Here is a 20,929-nt window from a genome sequence, read left to right on the forward strand (position 1 = left end):
GCCAGCGGCGACTCTGCGCCTTTGCGACTCTGCGTGAGACAACCAGCCGCAGCGCTTCGGCCGGCGAATCTTTGGGCGCCCGATCCGACTCGCGTAGCCCCGCGCCTTTGCCGTCTCTCACCCACTTGTCGTCGCCGGTTTGTTGTAGAAAACGGCCGCGCAGCGCGATCTAATTTAATAGCGCCGTGTGTTCACCGACCCTGCTAGTAGGTCTGGCAGGCTGCGGGAGGTGCTGCGCGCGTTGCCGCTGGAACCGCGAGAGTTAGAAGTGTGTCCGATCGACGCGCCCCAAAACGGACAAAACCCCCGCAAGCATTCTTGAAGGACTTAGCGTAATGGGCTAACTCAGAAGCACTTACGAAAAAATGGGGCGGAGATGCGCCCCGAGTTTTGTCCCCTCCGCGCGTGTTTTTGGACAAAACGAGATCGGACAAAACCCTGCCGAATCGTAGATGGAGCTGCTAAGAGAGCCCCGCCTGGGGGTCGGTGGCGATCCGCTCCGCGATGGCGGCAGGGTTGTCGTCTGGGCCGATGTCGATAAATCGGCACTCGCCCAGCCCGCGGAACCAGGTGCGTTGCCGCTTGGCGAAGCGGCGGGTGCGGGCCTTGATGAGCTCGACCGCCTCGGCCAGATCGTGCTTGCCGTTGAGGTAGTCGATCACCTCGCAGTAGCCGACCGCCTGCCGCGCGGTGCGGCCGAGTTGCTTGCCGCCGTCGATCAGCCCTTGGACTTCCTCGACCAGGCCGTCGTCGAACATCTGGTCGACGCGGCGCTCGATCCGCTCGCGCTGCTCGTCGCGGTCGCGGCGGAGCACGAACACACGACACTGGTCGGCCGGCACGCCGTCCTCGAACTCCATCTGCTGGTGACTGATCGGCTCGCCGGTGGAGCGGTACACCTCGAGCGCGCGGACGATGCGGCGGGTGTCGTTCACGTGGATCAGCGAGGCCGCCACCGGGTCGACCTGGGTGAGCCGCGCGTGCAGCGCCTCGGAGCCGACCGTTTCCAGCTCGGTGAGGATCTCGTTACGCAGGTCCCAGTCGGCGGGCGGGCCGTCGAAGAAGCCCCGCAGCAAACACTTGAGGTACAGCGGTGTGCCCCCCACGAACAGCGGCTGGCGGCCCCGGTCGCGGATCGCGCGGATCGCCTGGAACGACAGCTCGCGGTACTGCGCGACGCTGAATTCTTCGTCCGGGTCGACCACGTCGATCAGGTGGTGCGGCACGGCCCGCCGCAGCTCGGCGGGCGGCTTGGCGGTGCCGATATCCATGCCGCGGTACACGGCCATCGAGTCGAGCGACAGGATCTCGGCGTCGAGCCGCCGGGCGAGCTCCATCGCGACCGAGGTCTTGCCCACGGCCGTGGCGCCGGTCAGGTACCAGCAGTCGAGGGCCGGGTTTTCGGTGGTGGGGGTCATGTGTGCTGCTCCGCCAACCCGGCACGATTGCCTTAACGCCCGCGGCTGCCTAGACTTGAGGTTTGTTTTCGCCGCATTTTCCCCTGCTGGGGCCGGCTTTGCCAGGGCCCGGGCCCGTTCCTTCCCCACCCGCACCACCGCCATGCCCGAAGCCGCCCGGCCGATCGACGCCCTGGAAGAGACCATCCGGCAGCGCGCCGAGCTGGCGGCCGGCGACGGCCTGGGCAAGTCGTACACCGCGAAGCTGCTGACCGGCCCGCTTGAGAAGCTGTGCGGCAAGGTCACCGAGGAGGCGGGCGAGCTGGTCGAGGCCGCGCTGGAGGAAGGCGACGATGGCCGCACCCACTTCATCTACGAGGCGGGCGACCTGCTGTACCACACGCTGGTGCTGCTGCGGCGCCGCGGCGTTGACCTGGCGGAGGTCGAGAGCGAACTCGCCCGCCGGTTTGGCGTCTCTGGGATTGAAGAGAAGGCCTCGCGCAGCAAGTAACCAGCGGGCCCAGCCAGGCCGCCGCCTAGTCCCGGCCGGCGGCCGCGGGCCCCGCACCGACACCCGAAACCCGACGACATGTCCAACATCCTCCGCATCGGCATCCCCAGCAAGGGCCGCCTGGCCGACCTGGCCGGCGACCTGCTCAAGGACGCGGGCCTCAAGTTCCGCCGCCAGGACCGCGCGCTGTTCGCCCGCGTCAAAACGATCAGCGACGAGCAGCCGGAGATCGACATCACGTTCCTCCGCACCGACGACATCCCCGTGCTGTGCGCCGAGGGCGCCATCGACATGGGCATCACCGGGTCCGACTTGGTGGCCGAGGCCCGCATCGACGGCGAGCCGGTCGCGCTGACCGAGCGGATGCGGCTCGGTGTGGGCGGCTGCCGGCTGGCGATCTGCGTGCCGGCGAACAGCCCGGTGGTTGGCCCCAAGGACCTGAGCGGCGACCGCATCGCCACCAGCTTCCCCAACGTGACCCGCGCGTACCTGAACCAGCACGGCGCGACCGCGCACATCGTCGAGCTGACCGGCTCGGTCGAGGTGATGATTGCGCTCGGCGTGGCGGACGCCATCGTCGACCTGGTCGAGACCGGCAGCACTCTGGCCGCCAACAACCTGCGGATCCTGGACGAGATCGGCAAGTACGAGACCGTGCTCATCCAGAACCCCAACACCAAGCACGGCGAGTTGTGCGACCGCATCACCCGCCGCCTGGAGGGCGTGGTGATCGCCCGCAGCTACTCGCTGCTGGAGTACAACATCGCCGAGAAGAACCTGGCCGCCGCCGAGAGGGTGACGCCCGGCTTCAGCTCGCCCACCATCAATAAGCTCGAGAAGAGCGGCTGGTACGCCGTGCGGGCGATGGTGAAGCGGGGCGAGGTGATCGGCATTATGGAGCGGCTCGAGGAGCTCGGCGCAGAGGCGATCCTCGAAACCAGCATCAGCAACTGCCGGCTGTAGCCGGCGCCCCAACCTCCCCGCGCGGTTAATGCCCCACGAGCCGCAAACGCCCCGCGTCCGCGCGATCGCCTGGCTCGTGGTGTTGTCGCTGATCATCGGGCTCGGCGCCTACAAGGCGAACGAGAACCAGCGCGACCGTGACCAGCAGGCCGCGTACCAGCAGGAGCTCGACCGGCTGGAGAAGGAGGGCAGCGCGGAGTACCAGAAGCTGAGCGCCTGGACCAAGAACCTCTTCAACCAAGATAACGCCCGCCAGGCGACCCGCGACAAGTTCAACGGCGGCAAGCCCTGGCCGACCCGCGAGGAGGGCGACTACGAGGTCGCGACCTGGCAGCACCCCAACTACGGCATCGAGCTGCAGTTCACCTTCAACGGCGACAACCTGGTCGGTTTTGGCGCGTCCACCGGCACGAGCCTGCTGCAGAAGGTCATGCCAGAACCGCCAGCGTTCTCGCGGAGCGGGCCGGCGGAAGAGTTTCGACGATGGGTCCCTCCCATCACCGGGCCGGTTTGGATTGTTGCGTTCGCCGCGGCCGTCTTCGCGCCGCGGCTCGGCCGAGTCGCCGCCGAGTTGATGCTGGCCGCGTCGCTCGCCACGGCCGCCGCTCATGTAACGGCGCCTTACCACTCGCTTTCTGCGCGGGGCCTGCTCACCAACGACGCCCTGTTCTTCACCTTGGTGATGTACGCGGCAAGCGTTGTGATGCTCGCCATGCGCACACCCCCGTCGCACACCCGCGTGCGTTTCGGCGTCCGCGACCTGCTGCTGCTTACTACCGCCGTCGCAGTGCTGCTGGCGCTGGGCGCGTTCGGCGTGCTCTCGCTCGCGGTGCTTTGCGTCGGGGTGTTGATCTACGCCGCTGTTCGCCGCCTCCGCCCGGCCTCGGCCGCCCTCACAGCCGAAACAGTGGCGGGCGGCGACGCAACCGACTAGATTCTCAGGCATGCCAACACCCAACGACCCGATCGAGCCGCTCCGCGCGGCGCTGGAAGTCTCGCCCGACAACGAACCCCTGCGCCGCCACCTGGCGGCCAGCCTGACGGCCGCGGGCCGCCACGGCGAGGCCGTGGAGGAGTACCGCCGCCTGCTGGAGGGCAATCCGGCGGCCGCCGACCTCAAACTGCTGCTGGCGGACGCGTACCTGCAGGACGACCGGCTGAGCGAGGCCGCCGTGATCCTCGAGGCGATGCTCGACCACCGCGACCCGCCCGCCCAGGCGTGCGTGATGTACGCGCGGCTCTGCCTGCGCGAGGGCCGCGTCGAGGACGCGGTGACCCGGTACAAGCAGGCCCTGGAGGCCGACCCGGAGTCGCACGACGAGGAGCTCTCCGAGCGATTGGGCGTCAGCGCGACGCCCCAGACCAGCATGGGCTCCGACTGGGAGGTCGACGAGGGCCGGCTGCTGAACCACGCGGGCGACGCCGCCGGCGACTTCCAGCATGAGGTGGAGCGGCCCAAGATCGCGTTCGACGACGTCGGCGGGATGAAGGACCTGAAGGAAGAGATCCGCGTCAAGATCATCTACCCGCTGGAGCACCCCGAGGTGTACGCCGCCTACGGCAAGACCATCGGCGGCGGGATCATGCTGTACGGCCCCCCCGGCTGCGGCAAGACCTACCTCGCGCGGGCGACCGCCGGGCAGATCAACGCCGGCTTCCTCTCGATCGGCATCAGCGACGTGCTGGACATGTACATCGGGCAGAGCGAGAAACAGCTGCACCAGGTGTTCGCCCAGGCGCGGGCCAACACGCCGTGCGTGCTGTTTTTCGACGAGGTCGACGCGCTGGGCGCCAAGCGGAGCGACCTCCGCGGCGGCGGGCAGCGGCAGATGATCAACCAGTTCCTGGCCGAGCTGGACGGCGTAGAGCACTCCAATGAGGGCGTGCTGGTCCTGGCCGCCACCAACGCCCCCTGGCACGTCGACCCGGCGTTCCGCCGGCCGGGCCGGTTCGACCGCGTGATGTTCGTGCCCCCGCCCGACGACGAGGCCCGGGCCGACATCCTGCGGCTGCACCTCGCCGGCAAGCCGACCCGCGACATCGACTACGCGCACCTGGCCAAGAACACCAAGAACTACTCCGGCGCCGACCTCAAGGCGCTGGTCGACCTGGCGGTCGAGGCCAAGCTGACCGAGAGCATCAAGCGTGGCTCGCCGCCCCAGCCCATCACCGGCGCCGACCTCCGCGCCGCCGCCAAGAAGCACAAGCCGACCACCACCGAGTGGTTCTCGTCCGCACGCAACTACGCGTTGTACGCCAACGAGGGCGGCCTGTACGACGACGTCCTCAAGTGGATCAAGTAGCCCGTTGATCTCCCCCCACCTACAGCGTGCTCAGATCCTGATCGAGCAGCACCGCTGCCGCGACGCCGAGAAGGAGCTGGGCCTGGCCATCGGCCAGGACCCCGACGACGCCTGGGCGCACGCGCTGCTGGCGATCTGCCTGTCCGACCGCGGCGCCCACCACGAGGCGAGCGAGCGGGCCAGGCAGGCGGTTGGCCTGGCGCCCGACTCGCCACAGGTCCGGCAGCTGGCGGCGCGGGTCGAGCTGTCCCGCAACGCGCTCGACACAGCCGAGCGGCTGTTCACCGAGGCGATCCAGCTGAACCCGGGCGACGAGGACTCGTACGCCGGCCGCGCGTCGGTTCACGCCCGCCGCAAGGCATGGCGGGCCGCGTTGGCGGACGTCGACCAGGCGCTGGCGATCGACCCGGAGAACATCGAGGCGATCAACCTCCGCTCTCTGGCCAACCGCGGGCTCGGCCGCTCGGACGCGGGGCGGCAGGACGTGGAGCAAGCGTTGCGGGTCGACCCCAACGACGCCGCCTCGCACGCCAACCTCGGCTGGTCCTGCTTGGAGCGGCACGACCTCACCCAGGCCGAGCGGCACTTCCGCGAGGCGCTGCGACTCGACCCGTCGCTCGAGTGGGCGCGGGTCGGTGTGCTGGAGACCACCAAGGCCCGGTTCCCCATCTACCGCTGGCTGCTGAGTTACTTCCTGTGGATGGCGCGGCTGACCGGGAAGGCCCAGTTCGCCATCCTGTTCGGGCTGTACTTCGTGAACAGGGCGGTCAGCAGCGCGGCCGAGGCCTACCCCGCCTGGGCGCCGGTGCTGCAGCCCCTCTCCTGGCTGTACCTGATGTTCTGCGTCATGACCTGGTTCATCCAGCCGCTGGGCAACGCCACGCTGCTGCTGCACCCGTTCGCCCGGATGGCGCTCAACAAGCGCGAGAAGACCGAGGCGCTGATCGTCGGCGGGCTGTTCACCACAATGCTGTCGCTGATCGTAGGCAGCTTCTTCGACCCCACAAACATTTGCAAGGCGCTGACGTTGCTGCTCGGAGTACCCGCGCTGCCATTTGGCTTGAGCTGGCGATTCAAGCACCCCAAGCCATGGCGGATCATGATGCTGATCACTTCCGGCGTGCTGCTATGTGAGCTCGCGTTCTGCATTCAGGTAGCCTTGAATGTGGGGTGGGTTGCACTTCCAACCGGGTCACTCGGCCTGGTATCGCTGGGCGCACAGCTGTTCCTGTTCTCGCCGCTGGCGGTGCTGATCGGTGCCAACCTGCTAGCGGCCAAGAACTGGCGGCTGCAATAGCACCACCAGCCGGCCGACGGCGATTGACGTTGCCAGCATCCTGCCGCCTGCCTAGACTCCGCGGCCTGCCTCCCCACCGCCGAGTCACGGATGCCCCGGTCACCGCGATATGCGCTGCGCGTCGCCCTGCTCTGCGGGCTGGCGTGCGCGCTGGCGGGGTGCAAATCGACACCCAAGCTCGACCCAAAGCTGGCCGACCGGATCCAGCCGTCCAACTTCCGCGACTGGATGCCCGACCAGGCCGTGCTGCCCACCGCCGACATCCGCGGCAACCAGGTCACGGTGAAAAACGTCCGCTACTGCAAGCACCTGGCGCCGGGCGAGTACGTCGTGGACTACTACGACAAGTCGTTCGACATCGAGCGGGTCCGCGCGGTCGACTTCATCACGATGCCGTTCGGCGCCGTGCCGAGCCTGGCGCACACGCTGGTCAGCTTCGAAATCGCCCCCGAGGCGCCGATGGCAGAACCAGAGCACCTGGCGATCAGCGTCGAAGTGCGCAAAGAGAAGGACGAGCCCAACTACAACCCGATCCTCAGCGCCATGCGGCAGTACGAGATCATGTACGTCGTGGCGGACGAGCGGGACCTGCTCCGCGAGCAGGCCGTGGTCAACTGCGAGGACGTTTTCCTCTACCGCACTACCGCGCCGGCGGCGGCCGCCCAGGAAATGCTGCTGAGCATGCTCAACCGCGCAAACGAGCTGTCCCGCGAGCCGCAGTTCTACGACCTCTTCACCAACAACTGCACAACCAACATCGCCGAGCATGTCAATCTGATCCGCCCCAACCGCATCGTGTACGACGTTGGCGTGCTGCTGCCTGGCCTGTCGGATCGCAAGGCTTACGCCGAGGGGCTGATCGACGGCGAGGGGAGCTTCGAGCAGATCAAGGCCCGGGCCAACATCACCCGCCGCGCACAGCTTGCCGACGGCAGCGAAGACTTCTCGCGGGCCATCCGACGCTAGCAGCGGTCGGCTTGTAACGATTCTTCAAGTTGCAGCGGTTCTGCGGCCGATCCCTACAAGGTGATGCTGCGCACAAAATCCATCCTGACCGCGGTGCTGCTGGCGGCCGCCTGCCTGGCGCCCGCCCGCTCCAACGGGGCCGAAACCACCGAGCTGGCCGCCGAGCCGCTGCCCACCTCGGCGCCGGCCGGGCCCGCTGCCTACCAGATCCCGCCGGCGTACGGGTGCACGGGCTGTGCGGGCGACGCGCGTTTCGCCCAGTTCGCGCCGGACCCGGCATTGCGGCGGCTGGGACCCCACCCGGGCGCCTGCGAGGTCGACTGGCACTCCGGCCGGCTGTGGTTCAAGGCGGAGTACCTCGCCTGGGCCACCAAGGGCGCCGACTTCCCATCGCTGCTCACGACCGGCGACGCCGCCACGCCGGCTGCCGACGCGGGCGCGCTCGACCAGCCCGACACGGTCACCCTGTTTGGCGGCAGCAAGCTGCACGACGACTTCCGCTCCGGCGGCCGTTTCACCGTCGGGCTGTGGCACTGCCCGGAGCAGCTCACCGGAGTCGAGGCCACCCTGTTCGGCATCGACGGCCGCGACATCGAGCTGGAGCTTAACAGCGACGACTACCCGGTGCTCGCCCGCCCGTACACCGATGCGGTGGGAGGCGACGAGGACTCGCTGCTGATCGCCTACCCCGGCCTGCTGGCCGGCTCGACCCGCATCGACGCGGACCTGGAGCTGCTCGGCGGCGAGGTGATGCTGCGGCAGGCGGTGATGTGGCGCACCCAGGGCCGGATCGACATCCTCGCCGGCTACCGGCACGGCTACCTGAATGACCAACTGGTGGTGCGCGACACGAGCGTCTCGCTCAACGCGGGCAGCGGCTACTTCCCGGGGACCGAGATCTACCGCGAGGACCTGTTCCGCACCAAGAACTACTTCCACGGCGGTCAGATCGGCCTGGCGACCCGCCTGTGGCGCGGCTGCTGGTCGTTGAGCCTCACCACCAAGGCCGCCTACGGCGGGACCCGCACCCGAAGCACCATCAGCGGCGACACCACGGTGGTGACCGACCCCGGCGGCATCCCGGTCTTCACCCACAACGACGGCGGCCTGCTCGGCCAGCCCACCAACAATGACTTCCGCGAGTTCAATGACGAATCGTTCATCGGTGAGCTGGGCGTCACGCTCGAACGCCAGATCGGCACGCACACCCGCGTGGGCCTCGGGTACACTTTCTTCTACTGGGACAGCGTCGTGCGGCTGGCGCCGCTGATCGACACCAACGTCAACCCGACGCAGCTGGGCGGCGGCGCGCTGGTCGGCCCGGCCGTGCCGGCGTTCACGCTCTCACGGAGCGACTTCTGGGCGCAGGGGCTCAATGCCTCGTTCGAGTACCAGTGGTAGGCGTGGAGTAGACTGAAGAGCGACCCCCTCCGCCTCCCCCACCGCCCGCCGCATGTCCCTCGCGCGATTCGCGTACAGAATCGGCAAAGCGCCCCTCCGCCGCATGCCGGCGTGGATGCTCCGCGTCCGGCCGTTCACCGTGTACGCGATCCCAACCGGCCACTTTGCGGAGCTGGCGGACCGCCCTGTGGCGCCTCCCACCGAAACCGTTCGTTGGGCCACTCCTGACGACACTGCGTTGCTAGGCGAAGTGGCGGGGCACGAGTGCGCCGCACAATGGGACGGCGTCAACCGCCGGGCGGCGATCGTGACTGACGACGGCCAACCGATCGCGTGCGTCTGGGTCGCTCGCCAGAACTACCTCGACCCCGACCTGGATGTCGACGTCCGGCTGTACGACGGCGACCGCTGGCTCTACGCGGCAGTGGTGGCGGCCGACCGCCGACGCGAGGGCGTGTACAGCCGCCTGCTTCGGTTCGTTGGGCAAGAGCTGCACGCCGAGGGCGCCAAGCGGATTGTTCTTGGGGTGACCACGGGCAATCACGCCTCAGTCCGTGCGCACGCTAAGTGGCGACCGACGCCGCTGGGCAAAGCAACCGTGCTGCGTGTGCTGGGCTGCGTGTTCTGCCGATGCTCGGGCAGAGTCGGCCGCGTCTCGACCTCAAGCGGAAACAGTCGCAACCTGATCACTCTCCAGATCGAACGCTGAGGATTGTGCGGCGGGGTCGCAGTGGGCCGATTGCCCACCTGCTCGACGGGGAGCTCACTCCCCGATGATCTTCACCAGGGCCCGCTTCTTCCGGCGGCCGTCGAACTCGCCGTAGAAGATCTGCTCCCAGGGGCCGAAGTCGAGCTTGCCCTCGGTGATCGCCACCACCACCTCGCGGCCCATGATCTGCCGCTTGTGGTGCGCGTCGGCGTTGTCCTCGCCGGTGCGGTTGTGGTGGTACCGCTCGGGCGAGGCGTCAAACGGCGCCAGCTCCTCCAGCCACTTCTTGTAGTCGCGGTGCAGGCCGGGCTCGTCGTCGTTAATGAACACCGATGCCGTGATGTGCATCGCGTTCACGAGCGCCATCCCCTCCTGCACGCCGCTCTCGCGGACGTACTGCTCGACGTCGGAGGTGATGTTCACAAACTCCATGCGGGCGGGCAGGTTGAACCACAGCTCTTTGCGAAACGACTTCATCGTTCTTTCTCGGAGGGACGGGAGACGGCCGGACGCGCCATGCTAGTGGGGCGGGCGGGAGCCGCCAAGGATGCCCGACCGCTGCTCGGGCTCCACCCCGAGGATGACGCCCCCGCGGGTAGGGCCTAGAATAAGGTTTTGGCTCCGACCGTCCGCCGCCCCCTTTCGCTGCCTATGCCCGGCCAGACTACCTTCTTCCTGCGACGCTGGCCGATCCTGCTGGGGCTGCTGATGATCGCTATCGGTGCCGGCGTGTGGGCCGACTACCGCCGCGCCGCGCCGCCTGACGCGATGGCCAAGGCGACCTACGTGGGGGGGCAGGCCTGCGTCGAGTGCCACCAGACGGAGCACCAGGCGTGGGCCGGCAGCCACCACGACCTCGCCATGGAGCTCGCCACCGACGAATCCGTGCTGGGCGACTTTGACGACTTCACCTTCGAGCGGCTGGGCGTCACGACCCGGTTCTTCCGCGACGGCGACCGCTACATGGTCAACACCGAAGGCCCCGACGGCGAGCACCACGACTACCACGTCAAGTACACGTTCGGCTACGAGCCGCTGCAGCAGTACATGGTCGAGTTCCCCGACGGCCGCGTGCAGGTGCTGAGGGTCTCGTGGGACACGGCCAAGAAGGAGTGGTTCTACGTGCCGCCGCCAGATGTGACCGAAGAGCGGCTCCTGCCCGACGACCCACTCCATTGGACCGGTGTGGCGCAGAACTGGAACACCACCTGCGCGGAGTGCCACTCGACCAACCTGCAGAAAAACTACGACCTGGCCACCGACACCTACCACACCACCTTCAGCGAGATCGACGTCAGCTGCGAGGAGTGCCACGGGCCGGGCAGCCTGCACATCGCGCTGGCCAACCGCAACTCGCTGTTCTGGGACCGCAACCACGGCTACGGGCTGGCGAAGCTGAAGTCGCTTGACTCGGAGCCGCAGATCCAGACCTGCGCCAAGTGCCACTCCCGCCGGCACGGCGTGCACCCCGAGTTCCGGCCCGGCCCGCACTTCAATGACAGCTACGAGGTGACTCCGCTGTACGCCGGCCTGTACCACGCCGACGGCCAGATCCAGGACGAGGTGTACGTTTACGGCTCGTTCCTGCAGAGCAAGATGCACGCCAAGGGCGTCCGCTGCACGGACTGCCACGACCCTCACTCGCTGAAGCCAAAGTTTGAGGGCAACGCGCTGTGCGCCCAGTGCCACATCCCCGCCCAGTACGACACGCCCGCCCACCACCACCACGTTGCCGGCACGCCAGGCGCGAGCTGTGTCGAGTGCCACATGCCGGAGACCACCTACATGGTGGTCGACCCGCGTCGCGACCACAGCATCCGTATCCCGCGGCCCGACCTGTCGGTCCAGCTCGGCACGCCCAACGCGTGCAACAAATGCCACGTTAAGCCGGACGAGGACGCGCAGTGGGCGGCCGACGCGGTCGAGAAGTGGTACGGCCCCAACCGCCGAGACGACCCCCACTGGGCGCCCGCCATCGCGGCGGGCCGCGCCGGCGAGCCCGAGGGCGAGCCGCTGCTTACCGCCGCCGTGCGCCGCGAGACCACGCCCGCCATCGTGCAGGCGACCGCCGTCGAGCTGTTAGGCCAGTACAACACGCCCAGCAGCAACGCGGTCAAGGAGCAAGCCCTGGAGTCGTTCAGCCCGTTGGTGCGGCTGGCGGCCGTGCGATCCATCAGCCCTGAGACCGCCGCCGGGATGGTCGAAACGCTGGCGCCGCTGCTAACCGACCCGGTCCGCAGCGTGCGGATCGAGGCCGCGCGGCGGCTCGCGCCGCTTCCTGAGCAGGCGTTTACCAGCCAGCAGTTCCTCGACCGCAAGGCAGGGCTCGAGGAGTTCCGCACCGAGCAGCGCATGCACAGCGAACGCGCCGCAGCCCACAACAACCTGGGCGAGCTGGCCCGCGTGCAGGGCGACCCCAAGACCGCCGCCCGAGAGTTCCGCATCGCGATGAAGCTCGAGCCTTGGCTGGCCGGCCCGCGGCGGTACCTGGCGGAGGTGCTGAGCAGCAGCGGCGGCGACCCCGCTGAGATCCGACGGCTGTACGACGAGGAGATCCCGCTGCTCGAGCGCGACACCGAGCTCGCGCCCGGCAACGCGGCCCTGTGGTACGAGCTGGGCCGCCTGCGGGTGGTGACCGGCCAGTACGGACCGGCCGTCGAGGCGTTCCGCCAGGCGTGCGAGCTGGCGCCCGGCGACTACCGATTCCGGCTGATGCTGGCGCTCGGCCTGGAGCGGCTGCACGAGCAGACGGGCGAGCGGCGGCACTTCGACGAGGCGGTCGAGTCGCTCCGCAAGCTGGAGGAGCTTAACCCCGACAGCCCCGACGCCAAGGGGATCCTGCAACGGATGATCCAGACCCGCCGCGGGCAGGACGGGCGGAGTACTCGGCCCGACCCCGAGCCTGAATCGGCCGGTGAATAGACGTCACGCGTTTTAGAACGGGTCGTCCCCGCCACCGCCGCCGAAGGGATCGTCGGACCCACCTGCGCCGCCAAACGGATCGTCGGACCCGCCTGCGCCGAAGGGGTCGGGGGCCCCGCCGCCGAACGGGTCGTCGGCCCCGCCCCCAAGGAACGGGTCGTTGCCGGTTGGATCGTCTTCGGGCTCCGGCTCCTCTTCCATCGGCTGCTCGACGGCGTCCTGGGCCGAGATTGGCTCCTCGACCGCTTCGCCCGGCGCGGGCGCGGCGGCGTCGACCTTTGGCGCGTGGAGCTTAGGCTCTTCTAGCCCGACCTCGTGCAGGCACTGCAGCAGGCCGTTGTCGGTAAAGATGTACAGGCGGTCGGTCTGCTCGTTGAGCACCGCGTGGTACTCCCCGGCAATCGGCGCCCGGCTGCGGACCGTGCCGTGGGCGCGGTCCAGCACCACCATGTTGCCGATCCGGTCGAGGGCGTAGACCCGCTCTGGGCTGGCGCTGACAAACCGGTCGACCCCGCGGGCCACCCACCGCACCTCGCCGGTCTTGGCGTCGAGGCAGTGCAGGGCGGGCTCATCCGAGACAACCATTACCGAGTCATCGACCGCCACGGGTGACTCGGTCACCGGCGATCCGCACGCGTACCGCCAGGCCTGGGCGCCGTTCTGCTCGTTCAGCGAGTAGACGTACCCGTCGAGCGAAGCGGCGTAGATTGAGCCCTGGTAGGTAGTCGCGGGGGCGACGATCGGCTGCGTCGACTCGAAGCGGAATCGAACGCTGCCGGCGTCGGGGTCCGCCACGTAGAGGTAGCCGCGGTCGGTCGACCACACGATGCTCTTGGGGCTCGAGACGGCGTCTTCAAAAATGCGGCCGGCGGAGGTGAAGTGCCAGGGCATCACCGCCTTCTCGGTGATCGGGAACGCGTCAACACGGCCGCTGAACTGCGGGACGTACACGTAGCCCGACGAGATCGCCGGCGCGGCCGCGATGCCGCTGGACGTCGAACGCCGCAGCACCACCTCCCCGGTGGTGCGGTCCAGCACGTACACCTCGCCGCCGTTGACCACGGCGATGTGCGTCGGCGACGCCACCGGCCCCATGCTCGGGTACCCCGGGTTCCCCACCACGGCGGTCCACATCACCTCGCCCGTGTTGGCGTCGAACGACTGCAGAGCGCCGGCGGACGTCAGCACGAACAGCCGGTCGCCCTCCAGCACCGCGCTCTCGATGCGCGACCGGGCAGGGTCGACGCGGGCCTGCGAGAACCACTGGCGGGTAAGGCCGTGCCGGCGGGCCTGCGAGTTGGTCACGAGGTCGCCCGCGGCTGCGACGCCTGTGGTCGCGACCAGGGCTGCGGCCACGCACGCTGCGCGGAGCGCGGGACGGGTGATGAGCGTCAAGAGCAAAGCCATAGAACTGAATGCGGCTGCGTGTGGTGCGTTGATCGATTCTGCAGGTCGTGCCTGCGGCTGGGGCCCCGCTTGGGGGGAATTTCCATTGTAACCAGCCGCGACGCGTCCCGCAGCAAACCGCTGCCGGCGCCGCGGGCACCAGCGGTGGTGGGTCGGCCTGCAGCGGTCGTGACGCCGGGCGGCCGCGGACAGGGGGCCGCTAGACCCCGCCTCCCGGCATCACGTAACATGAGCGGACTCTGAGGCGGCCATGAGGGCCGCCCGACGACCCCTCGGCTCCGCGGGACGCTAGGCAGCCACAGGCCCCGTTCGGGGGCGTCTGAGGGCCCGCCGACCCGCCCTGTTCCCTCCCCTGGGCAATTGATGCCAAGCGACGCGCCGCAGCCCGACCCCGCTCACGCCCGCATGCTCCGTGAGGTGATCGGCTACCTCAACTTCTCCGAGGGCGCGTCCGACCCCGCGTTCACCCGCAACATCAACACGCTGTTCGCGGCCGCCGAACGCGACGCCCCCGACGCCAAGCCGCTGGACACGCTGGTCGAGCGGCTCGAGGCCGCGATGCGCGACCTGAGCCAGGCGGACCCGGCCTTCGCCGACGTCACCCAGGCCGAGGCGGTGCTGCGGCTCTCGGCGGTCGACTTCCGGATCGCCTACCGCGAGTTTCACCGCGACCTGATGTGGCACCGCAGCCAACGCGAGCTGTGGCGGCCGTTCTTCCTGGTCCGCGTCATCGAGGCGGTGCTCGCGCAGGGCCCCCCGTGGGACGAGCACGACCGCATCGTCCGCGCCGCCCGCGACAAGCTGGACGACTACATCGGCTACCGCCCGGTCGCAACCCTGGAGTCCGAGGAGCGTCACGCGCCCTACCGGCACGAGTGGGTGCGGCCGATCCCGCTCTACGTGCCCGAGGTCGGCGCGTCGCACGGGCCGTACCAGGAGCTGATTGAGCAGACGCTCACGATCCTCCGCGAATCCGACCCGGCTCTGCTCCGCGACGCCTGGTTCGACCTCGACCTGATCGAGGAGCTGGCAGTCGACCCCCGGGCGTACGACTTCGACCACCCGGTCAATAAACGCCCCAACTACCACTTCGGACAGTGGGACCCGGACCGCATCGATAACCGCGGCTACTACCGCCGGTTCGTGCTGCAGCCGATCGCGCTGGACGCGCTGCTGAGCCGCATCGAGCAGGGCGCCGGCGTCGAGGGTGGGCCGACCCGCGCCGAGCTGACGTTCGAGGCCGCCGCCGTGCTGGCCGGCACCATGCTGATGGCGTCGGGCACCACCGGCAACTCGCCCAACTGCCACGGCTCGGAGGTGACGCTCTCGAACCTGATGCCGCACATCGCCGCGTACCGCGACCGCTTCTACATCGACCTGCTGGAACGGGCCGCCGGCGAGCACGGCGACCGCTTGCGGGCCGAGGCGCAGCGGCTGCGGCAGCCGTTCGCCGGCGCGCGGCAGCACCTGAACCAGGAGCTGGCCCGCCGCCGCGCGGCCCAGCTGCAGCACGTGCACCTGGCGCAGCTGTTCGCACGGATGGGCTACCCGGAAGCCGCCGACCGCCAGGCCCGCACCGTACGCGTTGCGTCGGCGCGGATGCTCAGCCGCATCTACTGCCGGCTGACCGACGGCCACCACGACGTGGACAAGCGGCGGCTGGACAACGTCGCGAAGCAGCTGGAAGAGATCGAGGACCTGCTGCACCGCGGCATCGAGTGCGGCGCGCTGGTCGACCCCTGGTGCATCATCGGCTTCGGCGGCAACTACAGCCTGTTCCCGGCGCTCGAGAACACGGTGCACGACTACCGGGTCGACGAGCTGATCCGACTGGTCGAGCAGGTGCTCGACCTCTGCTCGCGGGCCTGGACCGAGGCGGCCGCCGTCGACGACTCGGCGCTGGAGGAGGTGTTCAGCGGCACGCTCACCCGCGTCGCGGACTGGTGGGACCAGTTCGGCTCCGCCGCCGTGAGCGACGTGCGTCGGCTCGTGGGCAAGGAGATCGAGGTCTCGACCAACCTGGTCGCCGGCGCCCTGAACGCCTGGCACAAGGCGGGCGCCGCCGCCGGCGACGTCGGCTTCTGGCGGATGTTCGTCGACCAGTTCGACACGCCCAAGGCGTTCCAGCTCGTCATCGAGGCGCTGCTCGACAAGGACGACCTGGTCTCGTCCCGGGCGTTGATGATGCAGTGGGTCAGCCAGTGCGAGCTGACCCCCCTAGAGGACGGCGACGCCGCCTTCTACCCGCTGGTGCAGCGGTGGCTGCGGCTGGTCGAGAGCCGCGAGCGGTGCACCGGCGAGTCGCAGTGGCCGCTAGTGGTGAAGTTCTTCGAGCACCTCGAGGCCAGCGCCGAGCAGATCTGGCACGTGCCGGAGTTCGAGATCGGCGAGGAATGGGACGACGACTTTGACGACGAGCTCCTCGACAGCGACCTGATGGACGACAAGCTGGAGGGCGACGACGGCGAGGACTACGACGACTACGATGAGGAAGACGAGGACGAGCTCGACAACCTGTTCGAAGCCGCCTGGGACGACGTCACCTTCCGCGACAGCGCCGACGACGGCGGCGACTCGTCGATCTTCGACCCCAGCCAGCTCGACACGCAGTACGAGCTAGAGGACGAGGCCGAACGCATCGCTGAGCGGCTGAACTTCCTCACCACCGTGGCGCGGCTCTGGAAGCACACCGCGGTCGCCTGGGGCCCGCTCGGCCCGCGGGCCGGGGACCAGGACGGCGACCGCCGCGAGCGGCTGACCGCCTGGGAGCACGAGGCCACCAACCGCTACACGCAGCTCACCAGCCTGCTCGAGTCGGTCCACACACACCGCATCCCGCCCCCCCGCGGCACGCACGAATCGCTGGTGGAGTACGACCGCCGGCGGGTCATCAAGGACTCGCTGCTGGAGCAGATCATCACCACGTGCGTCGAGATGTCCGACGCCGGCCGCCTGCTCCGCGCCGCGGCCGGTCACGGCGACCTCGACCCTGAGTCATCCGACATCGCGCGGACCATCGCCGTGCTGCGGGCCGTGCTGGGCGGCGACGCCGACAGCGTCCGCGCCTACTGGAGCGGCTTCTGCGACTCGCTACTCAAGCAGGAGCTGCTCTACGTGCCGCTCGGCAAGGGCGGGGCGCCCGGCCGCATCGTCAAAGCCCGCGCGCTGCACCAGCTGATCTACGACCTGCTGGCGTGGCTGCCGCGATTGGGCCTGGTGCGCGAGACCTGCCAGCTGCTAGACGTCGCCCAGCACATGGAGACCGAACACCCCGTCGGGCCCGGCGCGGTCACCGAGTACGACCGCCTGTTCGAGAACGGCTACCAGGCGGTGGTGCGGTGCCTGGTGGCGTCGGCCGACCGTTGGGACGACTCCGCGCCGCCATCGCTGGGGGGGTCGCGCACCTCCGACACGCTGCTGGTGCAGGCGCTGCAGGACCTGACGGAGTCGCAGCTCGCCCGCTGGCTGCGGCACAGCCGCACGGTCCGCTTGAGCGTCGTGGAGAAGCTCTCCGACCCGCGGGCCTGGGTGCGGTTCGTCGAGTTCGTTCAGCGTTACGGCGGCGACCTCTTCGATCAGCGATTCCTCAGCCTGGCGAACCTCCGCGCCATCCTGCACCAGGGCGTGGCGGTCTGGCTGTCGAACCTGGTGGAGGAGGACGAGGACCACGAGCTCCGCATCGTCGACGAGCTGGGCAACGTGCTCCCCCGCGACGACGCCAACGAGCTGCTGACCCTCGCCATCGAGGCCGTTGTGGAGAACTACCGCGAGTACCGCGACTACAACTCCACCACCACCCAGTCCGACAGTGGCGAGCTGCTGTACACGTTCGTCGACTTCATCCGCCTGCGGAACGGCTACGACCGCATCGCGTGGAACCTGAAGCCGGTGTTCTTGGCGCACAAAATCCTGGTGCGGCAGGACCGGCCGGCGGCCGCCGAGCTGTGGCGCCGCGCCGTGGCCGAGCGGACCTCCGAGGAGGCCGACGCGCAGCTCCGCAAACTCGCCATGCTGTGCGAGCAGTACGGGATGCGGCTGCCGAGCATCGCCGAGCGGATCGCCGAGCGGTTCGTCAGGCCGCTCACCATCGACCGGCTCCGCGGGCTGGTCCGCCCCGCCATGCAGGCGATGGCCGACCACGGCGAAGAAACCAACGCCGTGTTCGCCGTGATGGAGGACGAGATCGAGAGCCTGATGCAGGAGCCGTGCGGCGCGGGCCTCGACGTGCCCGACTGGGTCCACGCGATCGAACGCGAGGTGAGCGAGGTCCGCCAGCAACGCCGCGACAACAACACCTCCGACGAGTCGTGGCGGCGGCTCGAGCAGGCCCAGCTCACCTGGGAAGAGCTGCAGCAGCAGCTGTCGGACGAATCGGAATAGAACCGACGTCGCACCGAGTGCCTCGCCTTCTCCGCGCTCCCATGCGAGTTGGTTTGCCTGCGAGCCGCTCTCAGGCTGCAAGCTGCTAGCACCCGCCGCCCCGCGCTCTTTGCGAACATCGGCTCAAGTCCCCGCGTAATAGAGTTCCCGCACCGAACGCCGGACGCTCGTCCGGCGTCATTTCGCTTGGAGGCGTTTCACGGGAACGGAGGACATTCGATGCAAGCGGGCAAGAGATCCCTCGTGGGGACTAGGGTCACCCCCCTGCAGTTGTGGGCCAACGGGCTCATCGTCATTCTCACGCTAGCGCTGCTGGCGACCGAGTCGCGCGGCAGCGACATTATCGGCCTCGGGGGTGAACTGCCGGTGCTGGAGTTCGACGTGCCGGCCGCCATCACCTGCCGCGACGTCACCCCCGCCGACTACCGGCCCGTCAACGCTGGCGATCGGCTGCTGGAAGTGCGGGTGCCGGTGTCGGTGGTCGTATTAAAGGGGGACGTGCACCGGGTCCGCGAGGTGATCGTCGAGATCGACGGGGCGGAGGCCGGACTCCGCGTGCACGACTTCGCGCCGGACACCCACTTAGCCAGCGAGCAGGCCAAAGACTTTGAGGTCAAGCGTACCGAGGAGCACCGCGAGGGGATCGACGCGTCGCTCGGCGGCGCGTTCCCGATCGCCGGCGCCACGGCGCACGTGACTCCGTCGGTCACCGCGGGCAAGTCAACCCTCACCACCTCGACCGTCACCGAGACCCGCCTCGCCCCCAAGCAGGCGGTGTTGGTCAGCGGCGCCGTGAACCGGCGGCAGGGCGTCTACTTCAAGCTGCGGCAGTCGTCGCAGACCACGCTGGAGGGAGAGCACGAGCTGAGCGTCACGTTCGTCGCGCCCGCCGACTGGGCCGGCGGCGACCTGCAGGTGGAGTGCGTCGGCCGCGGCGAGAAAAAGTGGCTGTTCGTCAAACAGCGGAAGGTCTGGAACAGCACCCGCACGCCGATCGAGCTGCGTCTGGCGCGGCACACGGTGGCCAAGCCGCCGCGGGCGCCGGACTGCGAGTGCTGCTGCAACGAGGAGCCGGCCGGCGAGACGCCTGACGCGCAGCAGGCTCCTTAGGGCGGCGCGCAACGCCTTCGCAAGCCGCCGTGGCTAACGCGGAGCTGGGGCGGACGCGGCTGCTCGGGGACTGCGGCGTCCGCCGCGGGCGGCCGAGAGCGGCCGCCCTGGCGAGAGATTACTTCTTGCGGTGACGGATCTTGGCCCGCATGCGACGCTTCTTGCGGCCAAGCTTCCGACGACCCTTGCCTGATTTCTTCGTACCCAACGAACGACTCCCAGAACTCGCGGGCGGCCCCCGTGGTGTGTACCCGCGGCCGCGTGTGTGAATGGACTGACCGCTCCCTGCGGGAGGGGGAATCGCGGATTCTATCCCAAAATCCCCCCCGGCGACAAGCGGCCTGGGCGGGGGCTCCGGCGATCGGGCAGGGCAGGGCGGCCTCCCTGGCGGCGGGCCGGCGGCCTACACGTTGAACAGGAAATGGCAGATATCGCCGTCTTTGAGCACGTATTCCTTGCCCTCCACCCGCAGCTTCCCGGCCTCGCGGATCGCCTTTTCGCTCTTGAGTTCCATCAGATCCGCCAGCGAAAACACCTCCGCGCGGATGAACCCCCGCTCGAAGTCGGTGTGGATCACGCCGGCCCCCTGGGGCGCCGTCGCGCCGATCGGCACCGTCCACGCGCGGACCTCTTTCTCTCCCGCGGTGAAGTAGCTCTGCAGCCCCAGCAGCTGGTAGATGCCCCGCGCCAGCACCGCCAGCGCCGGCTCTTCCAGGCCGACGCTCTCCAGCATCTCGGCCCGGTCCTCCTCATCCAGCTCGATCAGCTCACTCTCCAACCGGGCGCAGACGGCTACCACCTCGCCCCCCTCGGCGGCGGCCCGCTCGCGGACCTTCTGCACCAGCGGCCCCTGGCCCTCCAGGTCGTCCTCCTCGACGTTGGCCACGTACAGCACCCGCTTGGCGGTCAGCAGCTGGAGCATGGCAAACTCTTTGCGGTCGGCCGGGTCGTCCAGCTGCAGCCCGCGGACGGGCTGGCCGTCGTCCAGCAACGCCTTGCACTGCTCCAGCAGCGCGACGCGGCGTTTGGCGTCCTTGTCGCCGGTGCGGGCGGTGCGTTTCGCCTTGTCGGCCATCTGGTCGACCGACTGCAGGTCGGCCAGCATCAGTTCAGTGTCGATGGTCTCGATGTCGCGGATCGGGTCGACCGACCCGTCTACGTGGGTGATGTCGCCGTCCTCGAAGCAGCGGACCACGTGCACGATGGCGTCCACGTTGCGGATGTGCGACAGGAACTTGTTGCCCAGGCCCTCGCCCTCGGACGCCCCGCGGACGATGCCGGCGATGTCCACCAGCTGGAGGATGGCCGGGATGACCTTCTGCGTGGGGATGAAGCCCTGGATGGTGTCCAGCCGCGGGTCCGGCACCGCCACGGCGCCCACGTTCGGCTCGATCGTGCAGAACGGGTAGTTCTCGCTCGCGATGCCGGCGGCCGTCAGCGCGTTGAACAGGGTGCTCTTGCCGACGTTCGGCAGACCAACGATTCCGGCTTCCATCTCTCGGTGCTTCCTGAATCCTGGGGCGGGGAGCCCAATCGGGCGGGTAAGCCGAGGATTCTAGAACA

15 protein-coding genes are annotated in these 20,929 nt (G+C 68.9%); 11 read left to right on the forward strand and 4 right to left on the reverse strand.

Annotated features, from left to right (window positions below):
* Positions 1-461: 461 nt before the first annotated feature.
* Positions 462-1,418 carry a tRNA (adenosine(37)-N6)-dimethylallyltransferase MiaA gene (miaA, locus tag KOR34_RS11045; protein ID WP_146564641.1) on the reverse strand — a complete coding sequence of 319 codons (957 nt, stop codon included), beginning with the start codon at positions 1,416-1,418 and terminating at the stop codon, positions 462-464.
* A 142-nt stretch (positions 1,419-1,560) separates the two neighbouring features.
* On the opposite strand from miaA, the gene hisE reads away from it, so the two are divergent.
* From hisE to KOR34_RS11085, 8 genes are all read left to right on the forward strand, one after another.
* Complete coding sequence (gene hisE / locus KOR34_RS11050; protein ID WP_146564642.1) at positions 1,561-1,908, forward strand: phosphoribosyl-ATP diphosphatase; 348 nt, start codon at positions 1,561-1,563, stop codon at positions 1,906-1,908.
* A gap of 78 nt (positions 1,909-1,986) precedes the next feature.
* Positions 1,987-2,871, forward strand: a complete 885-nt coding sequence (hisG, locus tag KOR34_RS11055; RefSeq protein WP_146564643.1) for an ATP phosphoribosyltransferase — start codon at positions 1,987-1,989, stop codon at positions 2,869-2,871.
* A 28-nt stretch (positions 2,872-2,899) separates the two neighbouring features.
* Positions 2,900-3,805 (forward strand): hypothetical protein, encoded by a 906-nt coding sequence (locus tag KOR34_RS11060; RefSeq protein ID WP_146564644.1) that lies wholly within the window; start codon positions 2,900-2,902, stop codon positions 3,803-3,805.
* 10 nt (positions 3,806-3,815) lie between these two features.
* Positions 3,816-5,174, forward strand: a complete 1,359-nt coding sequence (locus KOR34_RS11065) for an ATP-binding protein (RefSeq protein ID WP_146564645.1) — start codon at positions 3,816-3,818, stop codon at positions 5,172-5,174.
* A 4-nt stretch (positions 5,175-5,178) separates the two neighbouring features.
* A complete protein-coding gene (locus KOR34_RS11070) occupies positions 5,179-6,471 on the forward strand; it encodes a tetratricopeptide repeat protein (RefSeq protein ID WP_146564646.1) in 1,293 nt (430 codons plus the stop codon).
* A 90-nt stretch (positions 6,472-6,561) separates the two neighbouring features.
* Positions 6,562-7,437, forward strand: coding sequence for an Lnb N-terminal periplasmic domain-containing protein (locus KOR34_RS11075; RefSeq protein ID WP_146564647.1), 876 nt, complete (start codon positions 6,562-6,564; stop codon positions 7,435-7,437).
* A 63-nt stretch (positions 7,438-7,500) separates the two neighbouring features.
* Entirely contained in the window at positions 7,501-8,838 is a 1,338-nt protein-coding gene (locus KOR34_RS11080; protein WP_146564648.1) for a BBP7 family outer membrane beta-barrel protein, read from the forward strand.
* 52 nt (positions 8,839-8,890) lie between these two features.
* The gene (locus KOR34_RS11085; RefSeq protein WP_146564649.1) at positions 8,891-9,547 is read left to right on the forward strand and encodes a GNAT family N-acetyltransferase; all 657 of its coding nucleotides are present in this window, start codon (positions 8,891-8,893) and stop codon (positions 9,545-9,547) included.
* 54 nt (positions 9,548-9,601) lie between these two features.
* Here KOR34_RS11085 and KOR34_RS11090 read toward each other — a convergent pair whose 3' ends face one another.
* The gene (locus KOR34_RS11090) at positions 9,602-10,024 is read right to left on the reverse strand and encodes a secondary thiamine-phosphate synthase enzyme YjbQ (RefSeq protein ID WP_146564650.1); all 423 of its coding nucleotides are present in this window, start codon (positions 10,022-10,024) and stop codon (positions 9,602-9,604) included.
* 174 nt (positions 10,025-10,198) lie between these two features.
* On the opposite strand from KOR34_RS11090, the gene KOR34_RS11095 reads away from it, so the two are divergent.
* A complete protein-coding gene (locus tag KOR34_RS11095; RefSeq protein ID WP_146564651.1) occupies positions 10,199-12,469 on the forward strand; it encodes a multiheme c-type cytochrome in 2,271 nt (756 codons plus the stop codon).
* Positions 12,470-12,481: 12 nt separating this feature from the next.
* Here the strand turns inward: KOR34_RS11095 and KOR34_RS11100 are convergent, their stop codons facing one another.
* Complete coding sequence (locus KOR34_RS11100) at positions 12,482-13,876, reverse strand: outer membrane protein assembly factor BamB family protein (protein WP_146564652.1); 1,395 nt, start codon at positions 13,874-13,876, stop codon at positions 12,482-12,484.
* Between the two features lie 363 nt (positions 13,877-14,239).
* Here KOR34_RS11100 and KOR34_RS11105 point away from each other — a divergent pair, with 363 nt between their 5' ends.
* Positions 14,240-18,256 (forward strand): hypothetical protein, encoded by a 4,017-nt coding sequence (locus KOR34_RS11105; protein ID WP_146564653.1) that lies wholly within the window; start codon positions 14,240-14,242, stop codon positions 18,254-18,256.
* A 219-nt stretch (positions 18,257-18,475) separates the two neighbouring features.
* On the forward strand, positions 18,476-19,366 hold the full coding sequence (locus tag KOR34_RS11110; RefSeq protein WP_146564654.1) for a hypothetical protein: 891 nt from the start codon (positions 18,476-18,478) through the stop codon (positions 19,364-19,366).
* A gap of 403 nt (positions 19,367-19,769) precedes the next feature.
* On the opposite strand, the gene ychF is transcribed toward KOR34_RS11110, so the two are convergent.
* Positions 19,770-20,861 (reverse strand): redox-regulated ATPase YchF, encoded by a 1,092-nt coding sequence (gene ychF / locus KOR34_RS11115; protein ID WP_146564655.1) that lies wholly within the window; start codon positions 20,859-20,861, stop codon positions 19,770-19,772.
* Positions 20,862-20,929: the final 68 nt, after the last annotated feature.

This window comes from Posidoniimonas corsicana (assembly GCF_007859765.1).
GTDB classification, from domain to species: domain Bacteria; phylum Planctomycetota; class Planctomycetia; order Pirellulales; family Lacipirellulaceae; genus Posidoniimonas; species Posidoniimonas corsicana.